The organism is Pseudarthrobacter sp. B4EP4b, assembly GCF_006680095.1.
GTDB lineage: Bacteria > Actinomycetota > Actinomycetes > Actinomycetales > Micrococcaceae > Arthrobacter.
In genome coordinates this window covers 78,002-96,925 of the sequence record NZ_VHIJ01000010.1, presented here as the reverse complement: position 1 = coordinate 96,925, position 18,924 = coordinate 78,002, and the positions used below count along the sequence as shown (strand labels likewise).

General features: G+C 65.7%; 20 protein-coding genes. 6 read left to right on the top strand and 14 right to left on the bottom strand.

What is annotated here, in order from left to right:
• The first annotated feature begins 1 nt into the window (after nt 1).
• From aceE to FNL14_RS04455, 6 genes are all read left to right on the top strand, one after another.
• Nucleotides 2-2,743, top strand: a complete 2,742-nt coding sequence (gene aceE, locus FNL14_RS04480) for a pyruvate dehydrogenase (acetyl-transferring), homodimeric type (protein WP_142057979.1) — start codon at nt 2-4, stop codon at nt 2,741-2,743.
• 158 nt (nt 2,744-2,901) lie between these two features.
• On the top strand, nt 2,902-4,146 hold the full coding sequence (locus FNL14_RS04475; protein WP_091415960.1) for a CdaR family transcriptional regulator: 1,245 nt from the start codon (nt 2,902-2,904) through the stop codon (nt 4,144-4,146).
• A gap of 87 nt (nt 4,147-4,233) precedes the next feature.
• On the top strand, nt 4,234-5,163 hold the full coding sequence (locus tag FNL14_RS04470; RefSeq protein WP_091415957.1) for an ACP S-malonyltransferase: 930 nt from the start codon (nt 4,234-4,236) through the stop codon (nt 5,161-5,163).
• The gene (locus tag FNL14_RS04465) at nt 5,160-6,221 is read left to right on the top strand and encodes a beta-ketoacyl-ACP synthase III (RefSeq protein ID WP_142057977.1); all 1,062 of its coding nucleotides are present in this window, start codon (nt 5,160-5,162) and stop codon (nt 6,219-6,221) included. The genes FNL14_RS04470 and FNL14_RS04465 overlap by 4 nt, the downstream gene beginning before the upstream one ends.
• Before the next feature lie 81 nt (nt 6,222-6,302).
• Nucleotides 6,303-6,548: an acyl carrier protein gene (locus tag FNL14_RS04460; RefSeq protein ID WP_009359314.1), complete on the top strand. Its 246-nt coding sequence runs from the start codon at nt 6,303-6,305 to the stop codon at nt 6,546-6,548.
• Between the two features lie 161 nt (nt 6,549-6,709).
• Entirely contained in the window at nt 6,710-7,945 is a 1,236-nt protein-coding gene (locus tag FNL14_RS04455) for a beta-ketoacyl synthase (RefSeq protein ID WP_091415953.1), read from the top strand.
• A 145-nt stretch (nt 7,946-8,090) separates the two neighbouring features.
• On the opposite strand, the gene FNL14_RS04450 is transcribed toward FNL14_RS04455, so the two are convergent.
• The 14 genes from FNL14_RS04450 to rpsP form a co-directional block, all read right to left on the bottom strand.
• A complete protein-coding gene (locus FNL14_RS04450) occupies nt 8,091-8,594 on the bottom strand; it encodes a DUF3145 domain-containing protein (RefSeq protein WP_041652118.1) in 504 nt (167 codons plus the stop codon).
• Nucleotides 8,595-8,853: 259 nt separating this feature from the next.
• Nucleotides 8,854-9,780 carry a tyrosine recombinase XerC gene (locus FNL14_RS04445; RefSeq protein ID WP_142057975.1) on the bottom strand — a complete coding sequence of 309 codons (927 nt, stop codon included), beginning with the start codon at nt 9,778-9,780 and terminating at the stop codon, nt 8,854-8,856.
• Nucleotides 9,781-9,875: 95 nt separating this feature from the next.
• Entirely contained in the window at nt 9,876-11,075 is a 1,200-nt protein-coding gene (gene dprA / locus FNL14_RS04440; protein ID WP_142057973.1) for a DNA-processing protein DprA, read from the bottom strand.
• Nucleotides 11,072-12,616, bottom strand: a complete 1,545-nt coding sequence (locus FNL14_RS04435) for a YifB family Mg chelatase-like AAA ATPase (RefSeq protein ID WP_142057971.1) — start codon at nt 12,614-12,616, stop codon at nt 11,072-11,074. The genes dprA and FNL14_RS04435 overlap by 4 nt, the downstream gene beginning before the upstream one ends.
• Complete coding sequence (locus FNL14_RS04430; protein ID WP_142057969.1) at nt 12,617-12,973, bottom strand: YraN family protein; 357 nt, start codon at nt 12,971-12,973, stop codon at nt 12,617-12,619.
• A 123-nt stretch (nt 12,974-13,096) separates the two neighbouring features.
• Complete coding sequence (locus tag FNL14_RS04425; RefSeq protein WP_013601392.1) at nt 13,097-13,423, bottom strand: DUF2469 domain-containing protein; 327 nt, start codon at nt 13,421-13,423, stop codon at nt 13,097-13,099.
• Between the two features lie 90 nt (nt 13,424-13,513).
• Entirely contained in the window at nt 13,514-14,359 is an 846-nt protein-coding gene (locus tag FNL14_RS04420; RefSeq protein WP_255470695.1) for a ribonuclease HII, read from the bottom strand.
• Nucleotides 14,360-14,361: 2 nt separating this feature from the next.
• Nucleotides 14,362-15,186, bottom strand: a complete 825-nt coding sequence (lepB, locus tag FNL14_RS04415) for a signal peptidase I (protein WP_142057967.1) — start codon at nt 15,184-15,186, stop codon at nt 14,362-14,364.
• Nucleotides 15,187-15,864, bottom strand: coding sequence for a signal peptidase I (gene lepB / locus FNL14_RS04410; RefSeq protein ID WP_142057965.1), 678 nt, complete (start codon nt 15,862-15,864; stop codon nt 15,187-15,189).
• Nucleotides 15,865-15,948: 84 nt separating this feature from the next.
• A complete protein-coding gene (gene rplS / locus FNL14_RS04405) occupies nt 15,949-16,308 on the bottom strand; it encodes a 50S ribosomal protein L19 (protein WP_050054723.1) in 360 nt (119 codons plus the stop codon).
• Nucleotides 16,309-16,569: 261 nt separating this feature from the next.
• A complete protein-coding gene (gene trmD / locus FNL14_RS04400) occupies nt 16,570-17,382 on the bottom strand; it encodes a tRNA (guanosine(37)-N1)-methyltransferase TrmD (protein WP_142057962.1) in 813 nt (270 codons plus the stop codon).
• Nucleotides 17,383-17,928: a ribosome maturation factor RimM gene (gene rimM, locus FNL14_RS04395; RefSeq protein WP_091415931.1), complete on the bottom strand. Its 546-nt coding sequence runs from the start codon at nt 17,926-17,928 to the stop codon at nt 17,383-17,385.
• A gap of 145 nt (nt 17,929-18,073) precedes the next feature.
• Entirely contained in the window at nt 18,074-18,316 is a 243-nt protein-coding gene (locus tag FNL14_RS04390) for an RNA-binding protein (RefSeq protein WP_013601399.1), read from the bottom strand.
• Between the two features lies 1 nt (nt 18,317).
• Nucleotides 18,318-18,734, bottom strand: a complete 417-nt coding sequence (rpsP, locus tag FNL14_RS04385) for a 30S ribosomal protein S16 (protein ID WP_142057960.1) — start codon at nt 18,732-18,734, stop codon at nt 18,318-18,320.
• Nucleotides 18,735-18,924: the final 190 nt, after the last annotated feature.

The window sequence follows — 18,924 nt, the reverse complement described above, 5'->3', positions numbered from 1 at the left end:
CGTGGCTGCAGGAGAAGATACCTCCCATATCCTCAGCGGGTTGACTAACCAGCTGCCTGATCGTGATCCGGAAGAGACCGCCGAGTGGGTTGAGTCCCTGGATTCGTTGATCAGGGAACAGGGCACCGAGCGTGCCCAATACATCATGCGGAGCCTGCTGCAGCGCGCGGGGGCGCAGAGCGTGGGCGTGCCGATGGTGACCACCACCGATTACGTGAACACCATCCCGGCGGACCAGGAAGCGCAGTTCCCGGGCAACGAGGAATACGAGCGCCGGTACCGTGCCTATATGCGCTGGAACGCCGCCGTGATGGTCCACCGGTCCCAGCGCCCAAACATCGGGGTGGGCGGGCACATCTCCACCTACGCCGGCGCTGCGACCCTGTACGAGGTGGGCTTCAACCACTTCTTCCGCGGCAAGGACCACCCCGGCGGCGGGGACCAGGTCTTCTTCCAGGGCCACGCCTCCCCCGGCATGTACGCCAGGGCGTTTATGGAAGGCCGGCTCTCCGAGGAGGACCTGGACGGGTTCCGGCAGGAAAAATCCCGCGCCGGCCACGCCCTGTCCTCCTACCCGCACCCCAGGTTGATGCCGCAGTTCTGGGAATTCCCCACCGTGTCCATGGGCATCGGGCCGATGAACGCGATCTACCAGGCACAGTCCAACCGGTACCTGCACAACCGGGGCCTGAAAGACACCAGTGACCAGCAGGTCTGGGCGTTCCTGGGCGACGGGGAAATGGACGAGCCCGAATCCCGCGGCCTGCTCCAGCTCGCCGCGAACGAGAACCTGGACAACCTGAACTTCGTGATCAACTGCAACCTCCAGCGCCTGGACGGGCCGGTGCGCGGCAACGGCAAGATCATGCAGGAACTCGAAGCGTTCTTCCGCGGCGCGGGCTGGAACGTCATCAAGGTGGTCTGGGGCCGGGAATGGGATGACCTGCTGGCCCGCGACACCGACGGCTCGCTCGTGAAAATCATGAACGAAACCCCCGACGGTGACTACCAGACCTACAAGGCCGAATCCGGCGGGTTCGTCCGCGAACACTTCTTCGGCAAGGACCCCCGCACCAAAGACCTAGTCGCGGACCTCACCGATGACCAGATCTGGAACCTCAAACGCGGCGGCCACGACTACCGCAAGGTCTACGCCGCGTACAAGGCCGCCACCGAATTCAAGGGCAAACCCACCGTCATCCTCGCCAAAACCGTCAAGGGCTACGGACTCGGACCCCACTTCGAAGGCCGCAACGCCACCCACCAAATGAAAAAACTCACCCTCGACGACCTCAAGAAGTTCCGCGACCACCTGCGGATCCCGGTCACGGATGAGCAGCTCGAAAAAGACCCGTACCAGCCGCCGTACTACCACCCCGGTACGGACGCCCCGGAAATCCAGTACATGATGGAGCGCCGGGCCGCTTTGGGCGGGTCCGTTCCCGAGCGCCGCAGCAAGCACGCGGCGATCACCCTGCCGGACGCGAAGTCCTACGAGGTGGCCAAGCGAGGCTCGGGCAAGCAGCAGGCCGCCACCACCATGGCCTTCGTCCGTCTCCTGAAGGACCTGATGCGGGACAAGGAGTTCGGCAAGCACATTGCCCCGATCATCCCGGACGAGGCGCGCACCTTCGGTATGGATGCGTTCTTCCCGACGGCGAAGATTTACAACCCCAAGGGTCAGAACTACCTGTCTGTGGACCGGGACCTGGTCCTGGCCTACAAAGAGTCCGCCCAGGGCCAGCTGATCCACCCCGGCATCAACGAAGCCGGGGCCGTGGCAGCGTTCACCGCCGCCGGTACCGCCTACGCCACCCACGGCGTTCCCCTGGTCCCGGTCTACGTGTTCTACTCCATGTTCGGCTTCCAGCGCACCGGCGACGCCTTCTGGGCAGCAGCAGACCAGATGACCCGCGGCTTCATCATCGGCGCCACCGCAGGACGGACCACCCTCACCGGCGAAGGCCTCCAGCACGCCGACGGCCACTCCCCGCTCCTGGCCTCCACCAACCCGGCAGTAGTCACCTACGACCCCGCCTACGGCTACGAAATGGGCCACATCATCCGCGACGGCCTCGAACGCATGTACGGGCCGGAATCGGACGACCGGAACCTCATGTACTACCTAACCGTGTACAACGAGCCCATCACCCAGCCCGCCGAACCCGAAGAGCTGGACGTCGAAGGCGTTATCAAGGGCATCTACCTGCTCGCCCCGGCGAAGATCGACGGTCCCCGGACCCAGATCCTCGCCTCGGGTGTGTCGGTGCCGTGGGCCCTGGAGGCACAGCAGCTCCTGGCCGACGACTGGGGCGTCTCCGCCGACGTCTGGTCCGTCACCTCCTGGAACGAACTGCGCCGCGACGGCCTGGCCGCCGAAGAGGAAGCCTTCCTCAACCCCGGCCAGCCCGCCCGCGTCCCGTTCGTCACCAAACAGCTCGAAGGCGCCACCGGCCCCGTCGTCGCCGTCAGCGATTACATGAAGGCCGTCCCGGACCAGATCCGCCAGTTCGTGCCCAACGAATTCGCCACCCTCGGCGCCGACGGCTTCGGCTTCTCCGACACGCGCGCCGCAGCCCGCCGCTTCTTCAAGATCGATATCCACTCCATTGTGGTTCGGTCTTTGGAGATGCTGGCCCGCCGCGGTGAGGTTGATCCCCAGGCTCCGGCCAAGGCGATTGACAAGTACCGGCTGCACAACGTGAATGCAGGTTCCACCGGCAACGCCGGAGGCGAAGCGTAGCCTCACCCGCTAAAGAGCCAGCAACGCGACGGCGGCCCCCACCGAAAGGCGGGGGCCGCCGTCGTCTGTCCGCGCGGCAACGGTTGTGACGCACAACCAGCCGGATTGTAGCCTTCGCACAAATGGAGCTTGCAGGGCAGGGGCCGTATGCTCAAAGAATGCCAGCACCTGCAACACCGTCCGCGAAGCGCAAACAGTCCCTCCCCGGAGTGACTCCGGAGAAGTCCGAAACCCTGAAGAAACTGCGGGCGAACGTTGGCCAGCTTTCCACCACCACCATGCGCGAGCTGGAAAAATCCCTGCCCTGGTACAGCCGGCTCAGCTCAGACGAGCGTTCCGCCCTCGGGATGGTGGCGCAGAACGGCATCGCCGCTTTTGTCACCTGGTACGAGCGCCCAAGTTCGCCGTCGTGGATCCTCACAGATGTTTTCGGCACGGCACCCACGGAGTTGACCCGGTCCATCAGCCTGCAGAAAGCGCTGCAGTTGATCCGGATCGTGGTGGAAGTGGTGGAAGACCAGGTTCCGGTCATCGCGCCCGAGGCTGACCAGCCATCCCTGCGAGAGGCTGTGCTCCGCTACTCCCGCGAGGTGGCGTTCGCCGCCGCGGATGTTTATGCCCGGGCGGCTGAATCCCGCGGCTCCTGGGACACGCGGCTGGAAGCCCTGATTGTGGATGCCATCCTGCGCGGCGAAAACACTGACGCCCTGCGGTCAAGGATCGCCGCACTGGGTTGGAAGGCGCAGGAACGGTTCACGGTGATGGTGGGCAATTCCCCCTCGGAGCCGAGCGCCAGTTACGTCAGCGAACTCCGCCGGATGGCTGGCCGTTACGCGGAGGACGCGCTGGTGGGCATCCAGGGCGACCGGCTCATCCTGATCCTGGGTGGCGTGCAGGACCGGGAAACCGCCTACGTGAAGCTCAGCGACATGTTCGCTCCCGGACCCGTGGTGTATGGCCCCGAAGCCAGTTCCCTGCTGGAAGCCAGTGGCTCGGCGCAGTCCGCGTTCGCCGGCCTCACGGCTGCGCGCGCCTGGCCTGCCGCCCCGCGGCCGGTTGCCGCCGATGATCTCCTCCCCGAGCGCGTCATCTCCGGTGATGACGCGGCCCGCCGCTCCCTGGTCAAAAACATTTACCGGCCACTCCTGGCAGCGTCCAACGGACTGGTGGAAACGCTCGGAACCTACCTGGAACTGGGCCATTCCCTGGAGGCAACGGCCCGTGAGCTCTTCGTCCATGCGAACACTGTCAGGTACCGGCTGAAGCGGGTTTGTGACGTCACTGGCTGGGATCCGCTCCTGCCGCGGGAGGCGTTTGTCCTCCAGGCCGCCCTCGTGGTTGGCCGTCTTTCAGCCCCGCCCAAAGCCGCCGCGGAGCGCCATCCGTCCCGGAACCAACCCTGAGGCGTTGTAGACTTCCTACAACCTGACCCCGTGAGCTTGGTGCGGACAAACACCGCTCCATCACACAGTATTTGGAAAGCTGGTTACGTGCTTGCAATAGTCTGCCCTGGACAGGGCTCGCAAACCCCGGGTTTTCTGGCCCCCTGGCTTGAACTGCCCCCGGTGGCAGGCCAGCTGGCCGCCCTGAGCGACATCGCAGGCATTGACCTGATCGCGCACGGGACCACCTCGGATGAGGAAACCATCAAGGACACTGCCGTGGCGCAGCCCCTGATCGTTGCGGCCGGCCTCGTCGCCGCCGCATCCCTTTTCGACGTCGAGCTGAACTCCCTGCCGGTTATCCTGGCGGGACATTCCGTCGGTGAAATCACGGCATCGGCGCTTGCCGGAGTCCTCACCGAGCAGGAAGCCATGACCTTCGTCCGTGAGCGGGCCAACAGCATGGCCGCTGCCGCATCCGTCACGCCTACCGGCATGAGTGCCGTGGTAGGCGGGGACCCGGCAGAGGTCCTGGCTGCGATCGAAGCAGCAGGCGCCACCCCCGCCAACGTCAACGGCGCCGGGCAGACCGTGGCCGCCGGGACGTTCGAACAGCTCAAGGCCCTCGCGGACAATCCGCCTGCCAAGGCGCGCGTCATTCCACTGAAGGTTGCCGGCGCCTTCCACACCAGCCACATGTCTCCGGCTGTCAGCACGCTCAAGGCACTGGAGCCGCAGCTGAAGCCGCAGGCCCCGAAGGTTCCCCTGCTGTCGAATTACGACGGTGGGGAGGTCACCGACGGCGGTGCCGCCGTCGAAAGCCTGATCGCCCAGGTGTCCCGGCCCGTGCGCTGGGACCTCTGCATGGAGGCGCTGGTCCAGCGCGGCGTCACCGGCGTCATCGAACTGGCTCCGGCAGGCACGCTTGCCGGGCTTGCCAAGCGGGGCATGCCGGGCGTCAAGACCGTTGCAGTCAAGACTCCCGATGACCTTTCCGCCGCCCTGGCCCTTTTCGCAGAACTGGAGGGCAACGCATGAGCGTTCCCACGCTGAAGCAGGCTCCCATTCAGGAGCACACCCGGATCCTGGGTCTCGGTGCTTACCGCCCCGATGTGATCGTCACCAATGAAGACGTCTGCCAGTGGATCGACTCCTCTGACGAATGGATCCGCCAGCGCACCGGGATTGTCACCCGGCACCGCGCCCCCGCCGACATCAGCGTTATCGACATGGCCGAGGGCGCTGCCCGCGAGGCCATGGAAAGGGCCGGCATCCAAGGCTCGGACCTGGGCGCCGTCATTGTCTCCACGGTCACCCACCCGTACGCCACGCCGTCGGCTGCTGCCAGCCTGGCGGACCGACTCGGCGCCACCCCTGCCCCCGCCTTTGACATCTCGGCTGCCTGCGCCGGTTACTGCTACGGCATCGCGCAGGGTGACTCACTGGTGCGCTCCGGAGCTGCGAAGTATGTGCTGGTGGTCGGCGCCGAAAAGCTCTCCGACGTCATCGACAACCGGGAACGCACCATCTCCTTCCTGCTCGGGGACGGTGCAGGCGCCGTCGTCATTGGCCCCTCCGAGACTCCCGGCATCGCGCCGTCCGTGTGGGGCTCGGATGGCAGCAAGTGGGACGCCATCGGCATGACCCGGTCCATGCTGGACGTCCGTGACCTCGGCATGGCCGCCCGGCAGTCCGACTCCACCGGCGACCTCGCCCTGCTCGAAGAGGCCCAGGAGCTCTACCCCACGCTGCGCCAGGATGGCCAGACCGTATTCCGCTGGGCCGTCTGGGAAATGGCGAAGGTCGCCCAGCAGGCCCTCGAGGCGGCCGGTGTGACCGCTGAGGACCTGGTGGCGTTTATCCCCCACCAGGCCAACATGCGCATCATCGACGAGATGGTGAAGAAGCTGAAACTGCCCGAGACAGTTACAGTGGCACGGGACATCGCCGACGCAGGAAACACCTCTGCGGCATCCATCCCGCTGGCTACCCACCGCCTCCTGGCGGAAAAGCCGGAACTGAGCGGCGGCCTGGCACTGCAGATCGGATTCGGTGCCGGGCTGGTCTTCGGCGCCCAGGTAGTTGTCCTTCCCTAGAAGCGCCCCCAACAGGCCGCAACCGCGTCCTGAGCCATTTCCGGCAGTACTTGCCGGCAATACAAGAAAAGGAGCCATCACATGGCTAGCAACGAAGAGATCCTGGCCGGCCTGGCTGAAATCGTGAACGAAGAAACCGGCCTGGCCCCCGAGGCTGTGGAGCTGGACAAGTCCTTCACCGAGGACCTGGACATCGACTCCATCTCCATGATGACCATCGTGGTCAACGCCGAAGAGAAGTTCGGCGTGCGCATCCCGGACGAAGAGGTCAAGAACCTCAAGACCGTCGGCGACGCCGTCAGCTTCATCGCTGGAGCACAGGCCTAGTTCCAGGCTTTCGCCGTACTACGGCTTGGCAGGGCTGCCGGTCCGGATGACCGGACCGGCAGCCCGCCGCATTTTCCGGCACCTTGCGCGTGCAAGCGTGCCGACCATCAAAACGCGGGACCCTCCGGCAGACGGATTCCCACCGACGAAAGAGTGATCCCATGACACGCAAAGTAGTCATTACCGGTCTGGGTGCCACCACACCCATCGGCGGCGATGTACCCACGATGTGGAACAACGCGCTCAAGGGGGTCTCCGGTGCCCGCACCCTGGAGGACGACTGGGTAGCCAAGTACGAACTGCCCGTCCACTTCGCAGCCCGCTGCAGCACTCCCGCGCTGGAGGTGCTGAGCCGTGTGGAGGCAAAGCGGATGGACCCCTCCACCCAGTTCGGCGTGATCGCGGCCCGCGAGGCCTGGGCCGACTCCGGTATCACCGAATTCGACAAGGACCGGCTGGCTGTGGCTTTCGCCACCGGTATTGGCGGGGTCTGGACCCTGCTGGACGCCTGGGACACCTTGAAGGAAAAGGGCCCCCGCCGCGTCCTCCCCATGACCGTTCCGATGCTGATGCCCAACGGTGTTGCCGCGGCCGTCAGCCTGGACCTGGGCGCCCGCGCCGGCGCCCACACCCCCGTTTCCGCCTGCGCCTCGGGCACCGAAGCCATGCACCTGGGCCTGGAACTGATCCGCTCCGGCAAGGCAGACGTGGTGATGTGCGGTGGTGCCGAAGCCGCCATCCACCCGATGCCGCTTGCAGCATTCGCCTCCATGCAGGCATTGTCCCGGCGCAATGACGACCCGCAGGGTGCCTCCCGCCCGTACGACACCGCCCGTGACGGCTTTGTGATGGGCGAGGGCGCCGGCGCCCTGGTCCTCGAGGCAGAGGAGCACGCCCTGGCCCGCGGAGCCCGGATCTACGGCGAACTCGCCGGTACTTCCGTCACGGCGGACGCCTACCACATCACCGCCCCGGACCCCGAAGGCCTTGGCGCAACCCGCGCGCTGAAAGCTGCGATGTTCGACGGCCGGATCCAGGCCGAGGACGTGGTGCACGTCAACGCGCACGCCACCTCCACCCCCGTAGGCGACAAGCCGGAGTACACCGCACTCCGTGCTGCCCTGGGCAACCATGTGGACAGCGTGGCGGTGTCTGCCACCAAGTCGCAGATGGGCCACCTCCTGGGTGCGTCCGGCGCAGTTGAGGCCGTGCTTACGGTGCTGGCCGTGTATGAGCGCAAGGCGCCGGTGACGATCAACCTGGAGAACCAGGACCCGGAGATCCCGCTCGACGTGGTCACCTCGGCCAGGGACCTGCCGGCTGGCAGCATCGTGGCACTGAGCAACTCCTTCGGCTTCGGCGGGCACAACGCCGTGGTTGCCGTCCGCAGCATCTAGCAGCAGTCCGGCGCTTACTGCCGAAAGACCAACAGGAGGCCCCGCCGGCTGGCGGGGCCTCCTGTTGTGCTATGGAGATTGCTTGATGTTGCTGCCGGTCTCTATCACGATGGCGACAGGCTGCGTCGGGGGTGTTCTGCTGCGGTTATCCCACCTGGTGCAGCCAGCGGACGGGCGCGCCCTCGGCAGCGTGCCGGAAGGGTTCGAGTTCCTCATCCCAGGCCTCACCAAGGGCCAGCGAGAGCTCGTGGTAGACAGCTGCAGGATCCCCCGCGCCGGATTCGTAGGCGTAGCGGATCCTGTCCTCGGACACCATGATGTTGCCGTGCACGTCAGTGACGGCATGGAAGATTCCCAGCTCGGGGGTATGCGACCACCGGCCGCCATCCACACCCTGGCTCGGTTCCTCGGTGACCTCGTAGCGGAGGTGAGCCCAGCCGCGGAGGGACGAGGCAAGCTTCGATCCCGTCCCGGGGGCGCCGGTCCAGGACAACTCGGCCCGGAACATTCCAGGCGCGGCAGGCTGAGGGGTCCACTCAAGATCCGTCCGCTTGTCCACGACGGAGCCGATGGCCCACTCAACGTGAGGGCACAAAGCAGTAGGGGCTGAGTGAACAAACAGCACACCGCGGGTCATTGCAACAGACATTCCATCCTCCATAGCTCTAGGTACGTCTTCCCCAACGACCTCTGCCTGGATGGAACCGCCGTGCCCTGCACTGCCGGTCCTGTTTCCCTGCCTCAATATTCAACTGTTCAGGTAAAGCTGTGTCCGGACTTGGTGGTCCACCGGAAGCAAGCAATGGAGCTTCAAGCGGGACTTGAAAGTTGCCGGACGTGACTCTTATTGTGCCGTACGCTGCCTAATTACGCCAGTGCGATTCCTGGCTGATCCAGGCAGCATTGGGTCATGCCCTGGGGTGTGCCTGCTGGTAGCTCTTGCGAAGCCGGTCCACAGAGACATGGGTGTAAATCTGGGTGGTGGCAAGGCTGCTGTGCCCCAGTATCTCCTGCACGGCCCGCAGGTCCGCGCCGCCGTCCAGCAAGTGCGTGGCTGCCGAGTGGCGAAGCGCGTGCGGGCCGGAGGCCGAGGTGTCACCCAAGGCATTGAACAGGGTATTGACCAGCGACCGGACCTGCCGCTGGTCCATCCGGCCTCCCCGGGCGCCCAGGAAGAGGGCGGGGCCGCTGTTGTCCCTGGCGAACTTTGGCCGGCCCCGCCGGAGCCAGTCATCCACTGCCACCGCCGCCGGCACGCCGTAGGGGACGGTGCGTTCCTTATTGCCTTTGCCGATGACACGCAGCGTCCGCCGGTCCGGGTCCAGGTCATCGATGTCGAGGCTTGTGAGCTCCCCGACCCGGACTCCCGTCGCATAGAGCAGTTCGACGATCGCCCTGTCCCGTACGGGCAGGGGTTCACCCTCTGCGGCAGCTTCCTCCAGCCTGGTCAGGAGCCTGGTCAGTTGCTGGGGCTGGAGGACACCGGGCAGGGACTGCTCGCGTTTGGGTGCCTTGAGCCTCAGCGCCGGATCGGCGGTGATGTGCTCGTCCCTGAGGGCCCATGCCGTGAAGGCACGCGCGGTGGCGGCCCGCCGTGCAAGGGTGGAGCGTGCCACTCCCGACTGGCTCTGCACTCCCAGCCACCGCCGCAGGGTTCCGAGTTCCAGGTCAGCAAGCGTGGTTACGCCCTCGGAAGCAGCATGGGCCATTAGGCTGCGGATGTCGCCCTCATAAGCACGCACCGTGTGCTGGGACAGGGCCCGCTCCCCCGACAGGTACGTCACGAAGGCGCCCAGCGCCTGGCCTAGTTCCCGGGGCAGTTCCTGGTTCTCCACTCTCCTACTGTCTCAGGTGTTGCCGCCGTCCGCGTTCTGGACACGATCCAATCGTCGAGCACGCCGCCCCCGCTGCCTGGGTGAACCCGCCCTCGTCACGCCGACGCCTTGCCACGCTTCCAGCCGCCCCGCTCCGACACGGCCAGCCCGAGCAGCCCCAGCCGGCCGAGCCCGGCCCGCACTGATTCCGGTCCCAGTCCGGCCACGGAACAGAGCTTCTCGACCGACGTGGTGGACCGTAGCGGAAGCGCATCCAGGAGGATCAGGTCTTCGAGGGTCAGCCCGTCCTGGACTTCGGCTCCGCCCTGGCGGGGTTCCGGAAGGCCGGAGCCGCTGGGCCCTGCCAGCTCAGCGATTTCTGCCGCGTCTGTGACACACACGGCGCCCCCGTCCCGGAGCAGCCGGTGGCAGCCGGCCGAATTGGCGCTGTGCACCGAGCCGGGGACAGCACCCACTGCCCGGCCCAGCGTCTCGGCGTGATGAGCTGTGTTTAAGGCTCCTGACCGCCAGCGCGCTTCCACAACCACCGTCACCGCCGACATGGCGGCGATGAGCCTGTTCCGTTGCAGGAACCGGTACCGGGTGGGCGCCGAGCCTGGTGGAACTTCCGCTATCACAGCCCCCTGGTTGCAGACGGCGCGGAGCAGGTCTTCGTTCCCGGACGGGTAGAAGCGGTCAACACCGCCGGCCATCACGGCGATGGTGGGCACTGCTGCCGAAGCGCCGGCAAGTGCGGCACGGTGGGCGTGCGCATCAATGCCGTAGGCACCCCCGGACACAATGGTGAGGCCCCGCTGCGCCAAAGAGTAGGCAATATCCCCTGTAACCGATGCGCCATAGCTGGTGCTGTCCCGGGACCCTACGAGCGCGATGCACTTCTCCGCCCCCGGCAGGGGCTGCTCCGTCCCCCGCCACCACAGGCAGAGGGGTTCCTGGATGCCCAGGTCGGAGAGCTGGACCGGCCACAACTCGTCCGACGGGATGATCAGCCTGCCGCCCAGCCGTGCCATGGTTGCGAGGTCCCGCTCCGGTGCCAGATCCGGAATCCGGGGCTGCCAGCGCCTCAACGACGCGGCCATCCCGGACCAGCTGGTGGCGGACCCGCTGTCCGCAAGGAGCGAGGTGATCTCACGCTCCAGCTCCGTTCCGGCAGAAACCTGGCCGGTGGCAATCCGCAGGGCATCCACTGCGCCGCAGATCTGCACCAGTGCGAGCCCGGCGGCATCCTGGGGTTCCATCAACCTGGCAAGCGCGGCCCGCGCCACCCTTTCAGGGTCGGCCCCGATCCCCGTCATGCGGCCACCGCCGCAGCCTGCCGCAGTCCCAGCGCCTGCCCGATATCGTTGACGTCCGGCCGTTCCCTGTGTCCCAGGTCCGCCATGGTCCAGGCCAAGCGAAGAACCCGGTCATAGCCGCGGGCGGTGAGTACGCCGCGTTCCAGTGAATGGTCAAGGATGCGGGTGGAGGCCGCCGGAAGCCGAAGTTCTCCCCGCAGTACGCGGCCGGGTACCTGGGCGTTTGTTTCCAGGTCGAAGGGCTGCAGCCGTTCAAGCTGCCGCCCGCGGGCATTGCGCACCCTGTCAGCTACTGACGCAGTATTCTCCTCGGCGCCTCCCTGCCCGAACTCTGCCAGGGAGACCCTGTCCACCTGGAGCTGGATATCCACCCGGTCCAGCAGCGGGCCGGACATCCGGGCCAGGTACCGCCGCCGCATCATCGGCGTACAGGTGCAGTCCAGGCCCTTGCCTGAAGCCTTGCCGCAGGGGCAGGGGTTGGCGGCCAGAACCAACTGGAACCGGGCAGGATAGGCAGCGGTGCCGGCGGAGCGGTGAATCACCAGTTCCCCACTCTCCAACGGCTGCCGCAGTGCATCAAGCACGCGGCGCTCATACTCTGGAGCCTCGTCCAGGAAGAGAACGCCCCGGTGGGCACGGGAGGCGGCGCCGGGCCTGGGCAGGCCTGAGCCGCCGCCGATGATTGCGGCGGCGGTGGCCGAGTGGTGCGGGCTTTCGAAGGGCGGGCGGCGCAGCAGCCGGGCTGAGGACGATGGCAGGCCGCAGAGCGAATGGATGGCGGTAACCTCCATGGCCTCGTGGTCGGCAAGGTCCGGCAACAGCCCGGGAAGGCGCTCGGCCAGCATGGTCTTGCCGGCGCCCGGCGGACCCATCAGGAGGAGATGGTGTGCGCCGGCTGCTGCCACTTCGAGGGCCCGCCTCGCATCGCCCTGCCCGGAGACATCAGCCATGTCCGGACAGATGCCGTCATCCTCCTCCTCATCGGCTGGAAGCTGCGAGTCATCCGGTTCAAAATCCAGGGCAAGCTCCTGCGGGTCCGCGCCAAAATCGAGGGCCAGGCGGGCGAGGGTGTGGTAACCCCTGACGTTGGCGCCGGGAACCAGGGCCGCCTCCGCCAGGTTGGCATGCGCCACCACGATGTCCGAATAGCCCGCCTGGACCGATGCCATCACGGCGGGCAGGATGCCGCGGACCGGGCGCAGCCTGCCGTCAAGCCCCAGCTCCGCGATAAAGACAGTCTTTCCCGTTGGCTTGATGTCGTTCGCCGCCCGCAGTACCGCCATGGTGACTGCCAGGTCGAACCCCGAGCCGCGTTTGGGCAATGAGGCCGGAATGAGGTTGGCCGTGATCTTCCGGCGGCTTAGCGGGATCCCGGAGTTCTTGGCTGCCGAGCGGATGCGCTCCTTGGCTTCATTCAACGAGGCGTCCGGCAGCCCGAGAAGAATAAAAGCCGGCAGGGTTTGGCCGATGTCCGCCTCGACCTCCACGATGTAGCCGTTCAGCCCGACGAGGGCTATGGAGTAGGTCCTGCCGAGGGCCATTCAGCCCACCCCCTTGAGGTGCTCCACCACGGGTTCGCCGCCGCCGTCGTCCAGGACGGCGATGACATCCACCCGCCGCAGCGGCATTCGCAGCTCCCGGTCCCGGCACCAGGCGGAACCAAGCCGGTGCAGGCGGGCGAGCTTCTCCGGACCAACCGCTTCAAAGGGGTGGCCGTAGTCGAGGGATCGGCGGGTCTTCACTTCGGCAATCACCAAGGCATCGCCGTCGAGGGCCACAATGTCGATTTCGCCCTCGGTGCAGCGCCAGTTGCGCTCCACCACCAGCATGCCGAGGGACTCAAGATAATACGTGGCGAGGTCCTCGCCGCGGCGGCCCAACAGGTCTTTTGATTTCATTTCTACCTCCGCAACCAGCCTGCGGCCGCGCGGTTGCGGAGGTAAGGGAGCTTGTGCCGTATGTGCACAAAACAGCCGCCGGGGGTGACTGTGCAGGACAAGTCCCCGGCGGCCCGTCAGGTATTACTGACCCAGGTCAACATCCTTGGGCAGTGCGAGTTCTTCGTTGCGCGGAAGCTCTTCCACGTTGACGTCCTTGAACGTAAGGACCCGGACACTCTTAACGAACCGCGCCGAGCGGTACACGTCCCACACCCAGGCGTCCTGCAGGGTCAGGTCGAAGTAGACTTCGCCGTCGGCGCTGCGGGCCTGGAGGTCCACATGGTTGGCAAGGTAGAAGCGCCGTTCGGTCTCGACAACGTAACTGAACAGTCCGACGACGTCGCGGTATTCACGGTAGAGCTGCAGCTCCATGTCGGTTTCGTAGTTTTCAAGATCCTCAGCACTCATGCTTCCATCTTGCACCATGTGCGGCGCCGCCGGAGCCCGTGCCGGGCGTATGGGCGGCAGAGTCCACCAGGAACCAGTCCGCGGACGGGCTCAGTCTTCAGCGGCAGGCCCGCCGGCGTCGCCGCCCAGGACATCGTCACCGCCGGTATCCTCCAGCGCCCCGTCGAGCAACTCCCCGCCGAGCAGGCGCCAGCTTACACGGTGGTACGGGGTTGGACCCGCCGCACGGAGGACGTCCCGGTGCAGCACGGTGGCATAGCCCTTGTTGATGTCCCAGCCGAAGTCCGGGTACTCCAAATGGAGTTCCTTCATCATCCTGTCCCGCTCCACCTTGGCAATCACGCTCGCGGCAGCGACGCTCAGGCACTGCATGTCCGCTTTGATCTTGGTATGCACGGGGGCCTCACAGGCGGCTTCAAGCACGGGCTCGTCAAAGAGGGACAGCTGTTCTGCCGGGGACAGCCAGTTGTGGCTGCCGTCCAGGAGCACCATGTCCGGGGTAACACCCGCCGCGAGAATCTCCTGCCACGCGCGGGTTCCAGCCAGACGCAGCGCGGCAATAATGCCCAGGGCATCAATCTCCTGCGCTGAGGCATGCCCTACCGCCGATGCCACACTCCACCGGCGGACCAGCGGGTCAAGGCGTTCCCGTTCCGCCGGGCTGAGCAGCTTACTGTCCCGCACCCCGGCCAGCGGCCGCTGGCGCTCCACGTCGACCACGGCGATGCCGACGCTGACGGGACCGGCAAGAGCGCCGCGGCCCACTTCATCAACACCGGCGATAAGGCGCACGCCCTGCGCCTTAAACGTCCGTTCATGCCGCAGGGTGGGAGCTTTGGCGGGACGGCCCGCTTTGGCGGAACCGGCCCGCCCCTTGGCCGTGCCGGCCTTGGCGGGGCTGGCCTTGGCGGGGCTGGCCTTTACTACCGGGGACATGGTCAGGGCGCCGCCGGAACGTTGCGGAACACGTCCGGGTAGTTGTCCAGGGTGGTGATCCGGCTCAGCGGCCATGCGATGACGGCAGCCTTGCCTTCAAGATCTGCCATATCAACGAAACCGCCGCCGGCATCCATGTGGGCCCGGGAATCGGCGGAGTGGTTCCGGTTATCACCCATCACCCACACCTTGCCTTCGGGGACAGTCACATCGAAGTTGCGGACCTGCGGAACCTCTTCAGCGTTGACGTACTTTTCGTCGATGGCGGTTCCGTTAATGGTCAGTTTACCGCCGGCGTCACAGCAAACCACATGGTCCCCCGGCAGCCCGATGACCCTCTTGACCAGGTGTTGCTCGGAGTTGTCCGGCAGGAGGCCAACAAACGTCAGGCCGTCCTGCACCCAGGTGAAGGGCCCGTTGGTCTTTTCCGGCGCCGCCGGCAGCCAGCCCTTGGTGTCGCGGAACACCACAACGTCCCCGCGGCTCAGCGAGAACGGTTCCGGTACCAGGAGGTTAACAAAAATGCGGTCGTCCACGTCCAGCGTATTCACCATGGATTCGGAAGGGATGAAGAAGGCCCGGAACAGGAACGTTTTGATCAGGAAGGAGAGCACCACGGCGATGACCACTACCGTGGCTATTTCCTTCAGCCAGGCGAGCACCTGGCTCCCGCCCGTCTTTTCGTCGGCGGCCCTCGCTTCGGCCCGGCTGCTCGCAGCCCTGGAAGGTGCTTCCGGAGCCGCTGCTGCTTCCGGTGCAGCACTGGCCGGGGAATCCGGGGCACCGTCCGGACGCGGCTCGGGGATCCGCGGGTGGTTCTCGGGCATCTACTGTCCGTTCTCTTTTATGGGCCCTGCCGCTGGCGGCCGAGGTACTGCAGCAAATCTATCAAGCGGCCAGACGATCTGGACCGGCCTGCCAATCACCCTGTCCAGGGGTACCATCCCCCCGCCGGGGGCACCCAGCAGGCTCCGGGAGTCGGCGGACACGGACCGGTGGTCGCCCAACAGCCACAGCCGCCCGTCCGGCACTTCTGCGGTGAACTTTTGGGTGCTGGGGTGATCACCGGGAAAGATATAGGGCTCGGCCAATGGCTGGCCGTTGACGGTGATTTTCCCGCCGGTGTCGCAGCAGACCACGGTGTCCCCCGGGAGGCCGATGACGCGCTTGACGTACGTGGTGTCACTGCCGGTGAGGCCAAGCCATTGGGTGATTGCCACTGCGGAGTCCACGAACGCGCCCCTGCCGCTGTTGAGCGGTGAGAACGTTCCCCGGCCGTCAAAGACCACGATGTCCCCGCGCCGGACCGGCTCGGCGTTGAAATCCGTGCGCGAGACAAGGATCCGGTCCCCGCCCTGGAGGAGCGGTTCCATGGACTCGGACGGAATGTAGTAGACATCCAGCCAGAGTGAGCGGACCAGCCCGCTGACCGCAATGGCCAGCACAAAGGCGAGGAACGCAAAACGCCAGCCCGTTTTGGGGGGCTGGCGTTTTGTCTGGTCCATAAGTCCGTATCCTGGGCGCTGGTGCATGGCTCCGGCGCTGGCCGGTTACGGCTGCGGCCCTGCCTGGGTAGGTCCGGGAAGGACTTACTTGGCGGTGCTGAAGTCGCGCTTTTCCTTGATCTTCGCAGCCTTACCGCGCAGTGCACGCATGTAGTAAAGCTTGGCGCGGCGGACGTCACCCTTGGTAACGACCTCGATCTTTTCGATGATCGGGGAGTGTACCGGGAAGGTACGCTCCACGCCGACGCCGAAGGACACCTTACGGACGGTGAAGGTCTCGCGGACGCCCTCGCCCTGGCGGCCCAGGACAAAGCCCTGGAATACCTGGACACGGGTGTTCTTGCCTTCGATGATGTTCACGTGAACCTTGAGGGTGTCACCTGCGCGGAACGCGGGAACATCGGTGCGCAGCGAGGCTGCATCTACGGAATCGAGAATATGCATGAGTGCACTCCTGGTGAACGCCACGGGTCATTCACTTTGGGTCACGGCAGTCAAGCCCGGACGCTGGTGGCGCACCGGAGATTGCTGCCGAAAGTTTAGTAGTCCGGCCACTTCACTGATTGATGTGGCCGGTTGCCTTAGCTGTTGGTTGCGCTCCCCCTGTGGCAGGTGCGGACCCAGCAGACACAAGGACTAATTTTGCCACAGTCCGCGACGGACAGCCAATCCCGGAATCCGGCGGCCCGAAGATGCGGGCCCCGGTCAGTCCTGCTGTCCGTCAGGCCCGGCGGGGCGGCGCCGAAGGCGGCCGTCCACGACGTCGTATCCCAGGTCCTGCAGGGCGGCGCGGTCGGCACGGGGCAGCTTGCCGGCGTCGAACGTTTCGAGCAGGTCGGGGCGGCGTTCCGCCGTCCGGCGGAACTGTTCGTGCCTGCGCCACTGGGCGATCTTTCCATGGTTGCCGCTGAGCAGGACCGGGGGCACTTCCCGCTCGCGCCAGACAGATGGCTTGGTGTAGACCGGGTACTCCAGCAACCCGTCGGAGTGTGACTCCTCCACGAGCGACTCCGGGTTGCCCACAACACCGGGCAGGAGCCTGCCGATGGCCTCCACCATGGCCAGGACAGCCACTTCACCGCCGTTCAGGACGTAATCGCCAAGGCTGACGGGACGCACGGTGAAGTGTTCATTCGACCACTCGATGACCCGCTCGTCGATGCCCTCATAGCGTCCGCAGGCAAATGCGAGGTGCTCCTCTTCGGCCAGTTCGTAGGCGAGGGCCTGTGTGAACCGCTCCCCCGCGGGCGACGGGACGATCAGGACAGGCTTGTCCAAACCTGCCGGGCGTCCCTCTGCGATTGACGACAATGCCTGGGCCCAGGGCTCAGCCTTCATCACCATGCCCGCGCCACCGCCGTAGGGGGTGTCATCCACGGTCCGGTGCCTGTCGGTGGTGAAGGCCCGGAGATCGTGGACGTGAAGGTCCAGGATCCCGTCCTGGCGGGCCTTGCCGATCAGGGAGAGTTCAAGGGGCGCCAGGTACTCGGGAAAAATACTGACAACGTCGATCCGCATTTAGGCGTTGCTTTCCGGACCGGTTCCGGCGTCCTGGTCCACGTTCAGCTCGAACAGGCCGTCCGGCGGGGTGAGGAGGACGAATCCTTCCTCGATGTTGACCTCCGGCACGATCTGCTCAACGAAAGGTATGAGGATCTCTTCCCCGCCTGGCGTGGTGACCACCAGCAGGTCCTGGACCGGCATGGTGTTGAGCGCGGCGACCTTGCCCACCACCTGGGATCCCACCCGGGCTTCGAGTCCCACCAGCTCGTGCTCGTACCAGCCGTCGTCGTCGTCTTCGTCCAGTTCCTCGGTTTCAATGAAGAGTTTGGCACCGCGGAGGGTTTCCGCTTCATTGCGGGTTCCAATTTCCTCGAACCCCAGCAGCAGGATGTCCTTGTTCCAGCGGGCGCTGCTGACGGTCAGCGGTCCGGCAGAGGCCGGTTCGACCACAAATGCGGTTCCCGGAACAAACCGGTCCTCAGGGGCGTCGGTCAGGACCTGGACGGTTACTTCCCCCCGGATGCCGTGGGGTTTGCCGATTCGTGCCACCTGCAGCTGCATGTGTTCCTCTGTTCCGATGTGTCTGTTCCGTGTGGTTCGGCGGGGGGCCGGTGAAAGGGTGCCGGTGAAAGGGTGCCGGTGAAAGCACTCCGGCCCCTCCACCGTGGGTGGAGGGGCCGGAGCAAAAGCTGATGTTGCCGAGCGCTCAGCGGCGGCGGTCAGTGTCGACGACGTCGACCCTTACCGGTTCGCCGCCGGCCAGGGCTGCCACAACGGTGCGCAGTGCGCGTGCCGTGCGGCCCTGGCGGCCGATCACCCTTCCGAGGTCGTCCTGGTGAACGCGCACCTCGAGGGTATCCCCGCGGCGGTTGCTCTTGGAGCTGACCTTGACGTCATCCGGGGAATCAACGATTCCCCGGACCAGGTGTTCCAGCGCTTCTGCCAGCAACTTACTCAGCCTCGGTGGTCTCTGCCTCGGCCGGTGCCTCGGCTGCGTCAGACTTGGATGCCTTCTTGGTGATGGCTTCCGGGATGATCACAGAACCCTTTTCGGGAGCAACGAAGGCTACTTTCTCAGACTTGGTCTTGAGGGTGCCTTCCTGGCCCGGCAGGCCCTTGAACTTCTGCCAGTCACCGGTGATCTTCAGGATCGCGGCAACCTGCTCGGACGGCTGGGCGCCGACGGACAGCCAGTACTGTGCACGCTCGGAGTTAACCTCGATGTATGAGGGCTCTTCGGTGGGGTGGTACTTGCCGATTTCCTCGATGGCGCGGCCGTCACGCTTGGTGCGTGAGTCTGCGACGACGATGCGGTAGTACGGTGCGCGCATTTTGCCAAAGCGCTTAAGGCGAATCTTTACGGCCACTTTTGTGGTCACTCCTGTTTCAGAAAGGGGGTGAACCCGGCGTTCTGCACCCGTGGGGCGGGCCGTACTTGCGGGCTCGAAGGACAGGATCCGGACGCGGAGAGAGGGGCCACGCAGATCGAGTACCTGTTTATTGTGCCAGATGAGCGCCCGGATTTCGACTTGACACCCTGCCCGCGCCTGCGGGCAT